The 10,369-nt window shown below is 44.3% G+C and carries 4 protein-coding genes and 3 pseudogenes; 3 read left to right on the forward strand and 4 right to left on the reverse strand.

Annotation, left to right across the window (positions count from 1 at the left end):
• A pseudogene (locus tag AC805_RS26835) lies at window positions 1–157 on the forward strand (IS630 family transposase); the annotation flags it as partial.
• A gap of 3 nt (window positions 158–160) precedes the next feature.
• Here the strand turns inward: AC805_RS26835 and AC805_RS26840 are convergent.
• The 3 genes and pseudogenes from AC805_RS26840 to AC805_RS12145 all read right to left on the reverse strand — a co-directional run.
• Window positions 161–313 (reverse strand): annotated as a pseudogene (locus AC805_RS26840) (DUF3782 domain-containing protein); the annotation flags it as partial.
• Between the two features lie 85 nt (window positions 314–398).
• Window positions 399–4,988 carry a glutamate synthase large subunit gene (gene gltB, locus AC805_RS12140; protein WP_055075686.1) on the reverse strand — a complete coding sequence of 1,530 codons (4,590 nt, stop codon included), beginning with the start codon at window positions 4,986–4,988 and terminating at the stop codon, window positions 399–401.
• Between the two features lie 686 nt (window positions 4,989–5,674).
• The gene (locus AC805_RS12145) at window positions 5,675–6,574 is read right to left on the reverse strand and encodes a hypothetical protein (RefSeq protein ID WP_055075687.1); all 900 of its coding nucleotides are present in this window, start codon (window positions 6,572–6,574) and stop codon (window positions 5,675–5,677) included.
• Between the two features lie 814 nt (window positions 6,575–7,388).
• On the opposite strand from AC805_RS12145, the pseudogene AC805_RS27345 reads away from it, so the two are divergent.
• A pseudogene (locus AC805_RS27345) lies at window positions 7,389–7,925 on the forward strand (cache domain-containing protein); the annotation flags it as partial.
• On the opposite strand, the gene AC805_RS27350 reads toward AC805_RS27345, so the two are convergent.
• A complete protein-coding gene (locus tag AC805_RS27350; RefSeq protein WP_369122831.1) occupies window positions 7,837–8,112 on the reverse strand; it encodes a pentapeptide repeat-containing protein in 276 nt (91 codons plus the stop codon). The pseudogene AC805_RS27345 and the gene AC805_RS27350 sit on opposite strands and share 89 nt — an antisense overlap.
• Before the next feature lie 122 nt (window positions 8,113–8,234).
• Between AC805_RS27350 and AC805_RS27355 the strand changes: the two genes are divergently transcribed.
• Complete coding sequence (locus tag AC805_RS27355; RefSeq protein ID WP_369122832.1) at window positions 8,235–10,343, forward strand: adenylate/guanylate cyclase domain-containing protein; 2,109 nt, start codon at window positions 8,235–8,237, stop codon at window positions 10,341–10,343.
• Window positions 10,344–10,369 lie beyond the last annotated feature (26 nt).

A 10,369-nucleotide genomic window follows, 5' to 3' on the forward strand; every position in this document is an offset into this window, starting at 1 on the left:
TCTCGACCGTCGTATTCCTGATAAACAGCTTTTGATTCAGGAAGTCTCGGCTTGGGAAAATCGCAGGAATTCTCTCTCTTGTAAAGTCAATTGGCAATTTACTACTGCTGATGCTCGCATTAAATTGCTTCGCCTCTACCCGTCAATAATTACTTGACTGCCTACTAGTTCTATCAACTGTTTTTTCTAGCTTTACCATATGGCGATCAGCTTCAGCAGCACGGCGATCGGCTTCAGCAGCACGGCGATCATAATCCTCTTGAGAAGCTTGGAATAACTTATAGATGTCTTCAATAGTTACAGGGGTACTCATAAACTTGGTGTTTATTCGATCAAGTTTTTAATACCTAAATTATCACATAAAAAACAAGGGGCTTGCGCCCCTTGTCTCTTGTTATCTAGCTGCCACCGATACGGGCGACATCGCGGGAGTTGGCTTCAAAGGCGGCGTTGAGGGCATCATCACCACTCAAACCATCTTCCAAGGCTTCCTTAATCGCTTGCAATACCCGCTTGTAATCCTTGGGCATTACCTTCACGAACTTAGGAGGCATCGCATTCCAATCAGCGAGAACTCGCTCACCGATCGCACTCTCCGTATAGTCAACGTGCTGTTGAATCAACTGCTTCAGATCCTTTATTTCTTCAGGATCTTCGAGTTTTTCTAAGCCAACCATTGAGGTATTGCAACGGGTTGCGAAATCGCCTGCCTCATCGAGAATGTAGGCAATACCGCCACTCATACCTGCGGCGAAGTTCCGTCCTGTTAAGCCGAGGACAACGACCTTACCACCAGTCATATATTCGCAGCCGTGATCGCCGATGCCTTCGACTACGGCATTTACGCCAGAGTTTCGTACAGCAAAGCGTTCGCCAGCGATGCCGCGAATGTAGACTTCGCCACTGGTTGCGCCGTAGAGGGCGACATTACCAGCGATGATATTCTCTTCCGCGACAAAGGTCGAAGCTTTATGGGGATAGAGAATGATTTTCCCGCCGCTTAGTCCTTTACCGAGGTAGTCGTTGGTGTCGCCTTCGAGTTCCATCGTCACACCAGAGGGAACGAAAGCACCGAAGCTTTGACCAGCCGTGCCTTGGAAATGGAGATGTACGGTATCATCGGGCAATCCTTCCCAATGACGCTTGGTGATTTCGTTGCCGAGAATTGTACCGACAGCCCGATTGATGTTCTTAATGGGAACTATTGCCTCAACAGGTTCGCCATCAACGATCGCTGCTTGACATAAATCTAACAACAGAGTCATATCAAGGGATTTATCTAAACCGTGATCCTGTGGAATTTGGCAATAGCGACCGACATCTTCGCCAACTTCTGGTTGATAGAGAATCTTCGAGAAGTCTAAGCCCTTGAGTTTCCAATGCTCGACGGCTTGCTTCGCTTCTAAAATATCGGTGCGACCGACCATTTCATCGAGGGTGCGGAAACCGAGTTTCGCCATCAGTTCGCGGACTTCCATCGCGATGAAGGTCATGAAGTTGACGGTATGGGCGGGATCGCCTGTAAACTTCTCACGCAGTTGCGGATCTTGGGTTGCCACACCGACGGGGCAGGTATTGAGGTGACAGACGCGCATCATGATACAGCCAAGGGTGACGAGGGGAGCGGTGGCAAAGCCGAATTCCTCTGCCCCAAGCAGAGCTGCGATCACGACATCACGTCCTGTTTTCATCTGTCCATCGGTTTCGACGACGATGCGGCTACGCAGATTGTTGAGAACGAGGGTTTGGTGGGTTTCCGCGAGTCCGAGTTCCCAAGGTAAGCCCGCGTGCTTGATCGAGGTTTGGGGCGATGCGCCAGTGCCGCCATCATAGCCAGAGATGAGCACGACATCGGCATGGGCTTTAGAAACGCCAGCGGCGATCGTGCCAACGCCGACTTCCGATACGAGCTTGACGCTGACACGGGCAGCGCGGTTGGCATTTTTGAGATCATGGATCAACTCGGCGAGGTCTTCGATAGAGTAGATATCATGGTGAGGCGGTGGTGAAATCAAGCCGACCCCTGTGGTGGAATGGCGGACTTTGGCAATCCAAGGATAGACTTTCTTGCCAGGGAGTTGACCGCCTTCCCCTGGTTTTGCGCCTTGAGCCATTTTGATTTGAATCTCCTTGGCTTGGGAGAGATAGAGGCTGGTTACGCCGAAACGTCCAGAGGCAACCTGTTTGATCGCGCTATTTTTGGAATCGCCAAATTCGTTTGTCCATGTGTAGCGATCGGGATCTTCGCCGCCTTCGCCCGTGTTGGACTTGCCACCGATGCGATTCATGGCGATCGCTAAAGCTTCATGGGCTTCCTTCGAGATCGAACCGTAGCTCATCGCGCCAGTTTTGAATCGGCTTAAGATCGATTCAATGGGTTCTACTTCTTCAATGGGAATCGATTCGCGGGATTTGAAATCGAGCAAGCCACGCAGGGTGTAATGCTGCTGATTCTGTTCGTTGACGAGGGCAGAATATTTCTTGAACAGTTCGTAGTTGCCATCGCGCACGGCTTTTTGCAAGGCGTGAATGGTTTCAGGACTGAAGAGATGCGCTTCGCCATCCTTGCGCCATTGGTACTCGCCGCCCACATCGAGGGTATTACCGCTAGCAGGGCGATCGGGGAAGGCGTGGGTATGACGAGCGATCGCTTCACGGGCGATTACTTCCAAATCCGCTCCTTCGATGCGGGAAGCTGTCCAAGTGAAGTATTTCTTGATCACATCTTGATTCAAGCCAACGGCTTCAAAAATCTGAGCGCCGCGATAGCTTTGGATGGTAGAAATACCGATTTTGGAAGCAACCTTGGTTACGCCTTTGGTCGCCGACTTGATGTAGTTTTTAACCGCAGTTTTGAACTCGACATTGACTAAGAGATGTTGATCGATCATGTCTTTGATGGTTTCAAAGGCAAGATAGGGATTTACCGCGCCGCAACCATAGCCGATCAATAATGCAAAATGATGCACTTCTCTAGGTTCGCCAGATTCGAGTACTAGACCGACTCTAGTACGAGTTCCCGTGCGGATGAGATGGTGATGCAATCCTGATACCGCCAATAATGCAGGGATGGGCGCATTGGTAGGATCGACACCGCGATCGCTCAGAATCAAAATATTTACGCCATCGGCGATCGCTTGATCGGCTTGATCGCAAATATTCGCGATCACCGATTCTAGTCCGTTGACTCCATCTTTAGGATCGAACAAAGTGGAAAGTGTAACTGATTTAAAACCACCTTCATTAATATGCTTCAACTTCGCAAGTTCAGCATCGCTGAGAATCGGAGTCTTTAGCTCGATCAAATGACAGCTTTCTGGTTCAGGTTTGAGCAAATTCCGTTCTGCCCCAATGGTAGTTTCGGCAGAAGTAATAATCTCTTCGCGAATCGAGTCAATGGGAGGATTGGTTACCTGTGCGAATAGTTGTTGGAAATAATCGTAGAGAAGTTTGGAACGATTGGAAAGAATCGCTAAGGGGGTATCGGCTCCCATTGCGCCCACAGCTTCTACGCCATCGCGTGCCATTGGCGTTAAGAGCAAGCGCAAATCTTCAAAGGAATAGCCGAACGCCATTTGACGTTGTGTAAGCGGAATCGCTTCGGTTTCCGTCGCTTCCCCATCCTTGAGATTGGCAATGTCCACCATATGCTGATTAATCCATTCACGGTATGGATGTTCGGTTGCGATTTGATGCTTGATTTCTTCATCGGCAACAATCCGCCCCTCTTCCATATTTACGAGGAACATCCGTCCTGGCTGCAAGCGACCTTTCGATTCGATGCGTTCGGGTTCAATTTCTAATACACCAGCTTCTGATGCGAAGATTACCAAATCATCCTTAGTGACGTAGTAACGCGAAGGACGCAAGCCATTGCGATCTAGTACCGCACCAATCATCGTGCCATCGGTAAAGGCGATCGAGGCGGGACCATCCCAAGGTTCCATCAAACAGGAATGGTATTCGTAAAAGGCTTTTTTCTCATCACTCATGGACTCATGGGCTGTCCAAGGCTCAGGAATCATCATCATTACCGCGTGAGGCAGCGATCGCCCTGCAAGAACTAACAATTCCAATGCATTATCAAAAATGGTAGAGTCGCTGCCATCGATATTAATGACGGGCTTGATCTTTTGAATGTCATCGCCAAACAAATCCGACTCAAACATGGACTGGCGGGCGATCATCCAGTTGATATTGCCGCGCAAAGTATTGATTTCGCCATTGTGGGCAATGTAGCGGTAAGGGTGCGATCGCTCCCAACTGGGGAAAGTATTGGTACTAAAGCGGGAGTGAACCAGAGCCAAAGCGCTCTCCATATCTGGATCATGCAGATCGTGGGCGTAATACTGTCCGACTTGAGCCGTCATCAACATCCCCTTATAGACGATGGTGCGACAGGATAGGCTAGAGGGATACCAATAGGCATCGATATTGGTGGCGCGAATCGCAGTATGGGCGAGCTTGCGAATTACAAATAATTTGCGATCGAAAGCGAGGTCATCAACGAGATCGGGCGATCTCTGAATAAATACCTGCTGCATGAATGGCTCGCTCGATTGCGCGGTCGCCCCCAATGGCGAATTATCGGTAGGCACATCGCGCCAACCTAAAACTTTTAAACCTTCAGACTCTACCAGTCTCTCAAAAGTTTTTCTTCCATTTTGACGGGTTTCTGAATCTGGCGAAGCATATACCATACCTACGCCATACTGACCGACCTCTGGCAAGGTAATATTTGCGGCGGCGGCAACCTTTACCAAAAACTTATGGGGAATCTGCATCAAAATCCCTGCACCGTCACCCGTATTTGTCTCACAGCCACAAGCGCCGCGGTGCTCCAAGTTTTCCAAAATCGTCAGCCCCTGCTCGACGATCGCATGGGATTTTTTCCCTGACTTATGTACGATAAAGCCGACTCCACAAGCATCATGTTCAAACTGTGGATCGTACAAACCTTGTTTTACGGGCAATGCGGTGCTATTCATCATGGACTGAAAAGGTGATACTAGAGGGCTTAAGTTAGCTTGGACGTAATTCAATTTTTACGGCGGCTATTTTGGATTGTACTAACAAATCTATGTCTTGAGTAGGATGTCTTAATTAAATTCTCATAAACCCGCCTCATAAACCCGTATAAACCCATGAGATCATTGCCATTATAAGGTAGCTTTTTGTCACGCATTCAGCGATCGCTACAACGGAATTGCGTAGTCATTATTCGGGAAGGTCTCAACAAATCTCTGGAAAAACTAGAATGCAAATGAAAAATTTGGTATACGAAAGCTGTAACCCTGTATTTTGGGCTTTAGGACTTAAGCTATGGTGATAGAAATAAATAGCTACTAAGCCGTTTTTATTACTCTCGTAATGCGGAAAAGATTCCCTTTTCTTGATTAGTCTTTCCTAAATAAATCATTTATAGCAATCCTTAACATTTGCGAGAAAATTCGGCTTCGACTTTGCTCGACTAAAGCATCCCGATGACAGAGCGAAGTTAGAGCCTCTCTCGGCTTATTTATATAGCTGTCGCCAATGTACTAGGACAAATCAAAACCCAAGAATTAATTGGCGGCGCGAAGCGCCGCCAATTAATTCTTGGGTTTTGATTTGTCCTAGTACAAGTGATTGTAGCTATAATTGCTATAACTGGATTTTAATCATTTTATTTTAATCATTTTATATTGTTTAATAGGCGATTGAAGATATTCTCATTGTCGCTATATAGACGTTCTAATTCTTTCTCAACGGTATCTCGATTATTATACATATTTAACAAAATTGCCTTGCCTGTAGTCGAGACCTCTAAATAACGAATACTATGATGTAAATAGGTCGATACGCAATGCCAGTAAAAGCGAGGATAGCCCGCTCTTAGATCGCTGGCACTTGAATAGCCTAAATTTTTATTATTGCCGACTTCTTCAAATTCAGAAAATAGAGCAGGCAATTTGGAAAGGTAAGTAGAATCAGATAGTTGCCCAATTAGATCCGCCGCTCTTGCTAATCCAGGAAGCTTAATAGTATCTTTATAGGTTTCTTTGTTGGAGACAGGAAATCTTGTGAATTCAATATTTAATTGAATATTTTTTACATCAATTAAATCGTAGTTACTTAAAGTCTCTTCTACAAATAGCTTGCCTCGATCGACGTGATATGGGGTCAAACTAGCACCAGTAGCTCTGGAATCGATGATCACTGTATCATTACCAATTCCAGTTGCAAATTTGTGTTCTGATGGACTGTCTTTACTACAAATTCCTTTCACATAACCGATATCATGGCAAAGTAAAGAAACTATGAAGTCAATCCATTCTGTAGGTGAAATTGGTTCTTCACAAAGGCTTTTGCCATATAAGATCTCTTGCCCAGTTAAAACTACTTGTAAAGTATGATCTAAGTTATGATAGGGAGCGTCGCATTTAGCAATAGTCTCAAGGACTTGTCTAGCAATTTGAGTAAATAGATCGATATATTTTTTACTGTTCCGTCCATGAATGTATTTGTATCCAATACTTATGTAGTTAATACATGAACTAATAGATTTAGACTGAGATTGAGAAATATTAGACATATTGCACTTTATTTAAATTTCTAATCCTAATTTTATTTTAGCATCGAAATTAATTGTTTCAAGTATCCAATATATGAATTTAAAATTGAAAATCTAAAGTTCTAAATGGTTGATGTTTGTGTTTATTGCTTGCAAGGATTTTTTGTCAAATCTCTAAAATTGAAGAATTAGTCTGTTGTGAAAATTTTGCCTATATTTACGATTTATTACTTAAAATTATTTCTCAAATAATCCGAGAAAAACCTAAATAATTGTAATGAGTATGCTGATTTTAAATAATAATCGAACAAAGATAATGTATGGACTATCTCAATAATGAAAACTAAAAGTATCTTGATTTAAAAGTATCTTGATTTAAATGATTGAGGATGGCGATAAAAATTCTATGTTAAGGTGTCAAAATGGAAATAATCTGCGCCAATAAGCGTAAATTCGTAATTTTAAGTAGGGATCGCTTTATCATTGGCAGTATAGACTTTTTTGCAGCTCTTATATGCCTGCTTTTTTCTCCCAAGATAAGGCTTCCAACGATCGCTATCAACTTTCACTAAAGCTATTACTGATCGTTCCATTTGTAACACAGGTGATTGCTGCGGTGGGTGTAACTGGGTGGTTATCGATCCAAAACGGACGCGAAGCGACTCAGGAGCTAGCTCCTAAAATTGGGCTGGAAGTAACAAATGCAATTGAAACCCATGTGCGGGGATACTTTGATACTCCTTTAGAGGTGTTACAGACCTATGGTGCGATCGCTAAGGCTGGAAAACTGAATTTTGAAAATATAGATAGCTTGGATGCATTACTTTGGCAACAGATGCGTCAATCAAAAATCCTCTATTTTTTCTATGCGACCAATCCTCAAGGGGAATTTATAGGAATTGAACGAAGGGAGGATCATGCTCTCGTACTTCATCGCTCTTCATCAACTAAATTAACCAAATTAACCCTAGAGCCATTTTCCAAACTATTAAGGCAAAAGTCGATCTATCGTTTAGATGACGCTGGGAGGGTGCTAAATAAAATCGAAGTGAATATTTTTGATGCCCAAGAACGTCCCTGGTATCGAGGAGCGGTTAAATTCCGTCATGCGGTTTGGAGCCCGATCTATCTATTTGTGGCGCGTCCAATTTTAGGGATTACGGCTTCTATGCCGATTTATGGGGAGTCGGGCAATCTTCGGGGAGTCTTAGCGATCGATTTAACTCTTTCACAAATTGGTGACTTTCTCAGACAGTTAACGATCGCGAAAACGGGACAAGCCTTCATCCTCGAACCATCGGGCGACATTGTCGCGACATCAACTTCAGAACTGCCTTATATCTCAGATCGCAATATCTCAGATCGCAATATCTCAGATCGCAATATCTCAGATCGCAATATCTCAGATCGCAATATCTCAGATCGTAGACAAATGAGACTTCATGCCCTTCAAAGTCAAAATCCCTTATTAAAATCGATCTTTCAGAATCTCTCTCAAAAATATCCCAACCCTGCGAATATTCCCGATCGTCAGCAAATTCAAATGGAATGGGAAGGATCGACTCAGTATATCCAGATTGCTAGATTGCGAAGCGAGCAAGGGCTGGACTGGCTTTTGATCGTCGCTGTGTCAGAACAGGATTTTCGCGATCGCATTGATATTAATACGCGCAATACAGTCATGCTATGTGCTTTAGCCCTAGTTTTTGCGAGTTTAACGGGTTTCTATACATCAAAATGGATTGCGAAACCCGTTCAAAAACTGATTGATGCCTCGCATATGCTCGCTAATCTCTCGGCATCTGCCGATCTTGCTAGCGGTCAGCCCTACCATCCGATCGAAACTGCTAACGTCCGAGAACTGTCAATCCTCGCAGATTCTTTTAATCAAATGGCGGAGCAGTTGCAGATCTCTTTTATGGCATTGGCTAAAAGTAATGAAGAATTAGAAAGTCGAGTAGAACGAAGGACTGAGGCATTAAAAGTAAGTGAGGCTAAATATCGCACCCTCGTCGAAGTCGCCAATTGCATTATTTTAAGGAGAGATACTAAGGGCAAAATTAAATTTCTGAACGAGTATGGCTTAACTTTTTTTGGCTTTTCTAGGGAAGATGAAGTAGTTGGTAAAAATATCGAAGGAACAATTTTTCCAGTTACTACCGATCCTAAGACATCTAATTTGCCAATTTGGATGAATGCGAGTCTTAATGAAGCCGATCTCTATATGTTTCAGGAAAGTCAAAATACTCGCAGTGATGGAATGCAAGTATGGATATCTTGGTCAAATCGTCCTATTGTGGATGAGGAGGGGAATATGCTGGAGATTCTTTCTATTGGTGTAGATATCACTGAGCGGAAGCGGATCGAATCTACCCTTGAGCAGTTTTTAAGTTTACAAAGAGCCACATTTGAATCGATCGCGGATGGGATTTTGGCTGTGGATCGAATTGGACATATTACCAGCTATAACCAACAGTTTGTGGATATGTTTGCGCTATCCCAAGAAGTATTATCGTTGCCTGATTATGCGCTTAGACTTGAGTTTCTGGCGGAGCAAATGCGCGATCCTCAGGACTTTATGCAGCGATCGCAGGAGTTTTATCACCATCCTGAAATGGAAACCTATGACGTTCTTGAACTAGTCGATGGCAGGGTCGTAGAGCGCTATTCTCGTCCGCAAAAATTAGGCGAGCAGATTATTGGGCGCGTGTGGAGCTTTCAGGATATTACGGCGCGAGTACAGGCAGAGAAGGCACTCGAAGAGCAGAAAACCTATCTGCGATTAATTATTGACAGTATTCCGCAGCAGATTTTTTGGAAAGATACGAATTTGGTTTTTCGAGGATGCAATAAAAACTGGGCAAGATATGCCCAACTGGATAGTCCAGAAAGTGTAGTAGGTAAGACGGATTACGATCTGATTGGGAATCTTCAATTGGCAGATATTTTTCGCCAGCACGATCGCCAAATTATGGAATCAAATATTCCAGAACTGCATGTCATTCAACAGAAACTCAATCTAGATGAAGATGGGCAATCGATTTGGCTAGATATTAGTAAGTTACCGATCATTGATGCTGATGGTAAAACTATTGGGATTTTGGGAGTTCTTGATGATATTACCGAACGCAAACGCGCTGAAGAAGCCCTCTATACCGAGCAGGAAAAGTCGGAAAGGCTGTTATTAAATATATTGCCTAAAGCGATCGCCGATCGTCTGAAGCAGTCCCAAGGGGTCATTGCCGACAGTTTTGAGTCCGTTACGGTTCTCTTTGCCGATATAGTTAGCTTTACCGAAATGTCCTCAGAGCTATCACCTCAGGATTTGGTCGATCTTCTCAATCTAATTTTTTCAAGCTTTGATAAGCTCAGCGAAACCTATGGGCTAGAAAAAATTAAAACTATTGGCGATGCATACATGGTGGCTGGGGGCATTCCCATCCCTACAGAAAACCACGCGGAGGCGATCGCTTCGATGGCACTAGATATGGTGGATAAAGTTGCCGAACTTCGCAATTTAACAGGTAGACAGTTGCAAATTCGTGTGGGTATTCATACGGGTGCAGTTATTGCGGGAGTGATTGGCACGCAAAAATTTATTTACGATCTATGGGGCGATACGGTGAATGTGGCGAGTCGTATGGAGTCCCATAGCGAAGTTGGCAAAATTCAAGTGTCAGCGGCAACCTGCGAAATCCTCAAACATAAATTTAATTTAATCGAGCGCGGTGCGATCAAGATCAAGGGTAAAGGACAAATGCAAACCTATTGGCTGGGTAAGAAACTATAGCTGTCGCCAAATGTACTAGGACATAA

The organism is Pseudanabaena sp. 'Roaring Creek' (assembly GCF_001402795.1).
GTDB lineage: Bacteria > Cyanobacteriota > Cyanobacteriia > Pseudanabaenales > Pseudanabaenaceae > Pseudanabaena.

Bases quoted from the DNA above. Each gene is read 5' to 3' on its own strand.
- gltB (WP_055075686.1), bottom strand. From the start codon at position 4,988: ATGAATAGCACCGCATTGCCCGTAAAACAAGGTTTGTACGATCCACAG.
- AC805_RS12145 (WP_055075687.1), bottom strand. From the start codon at position 6,574: ATGTCTAATATTTCTCAATCTCAGTCTAAATCTATTAGTTCATGTATT.
- AC805_RS27355 (WP_369122832.1), top strand. From the start codon at position 8,235: ATGCTATGTGCTTTAGCCCTAGTTTTTGCGAGTTTAACGGGTTTCTAT.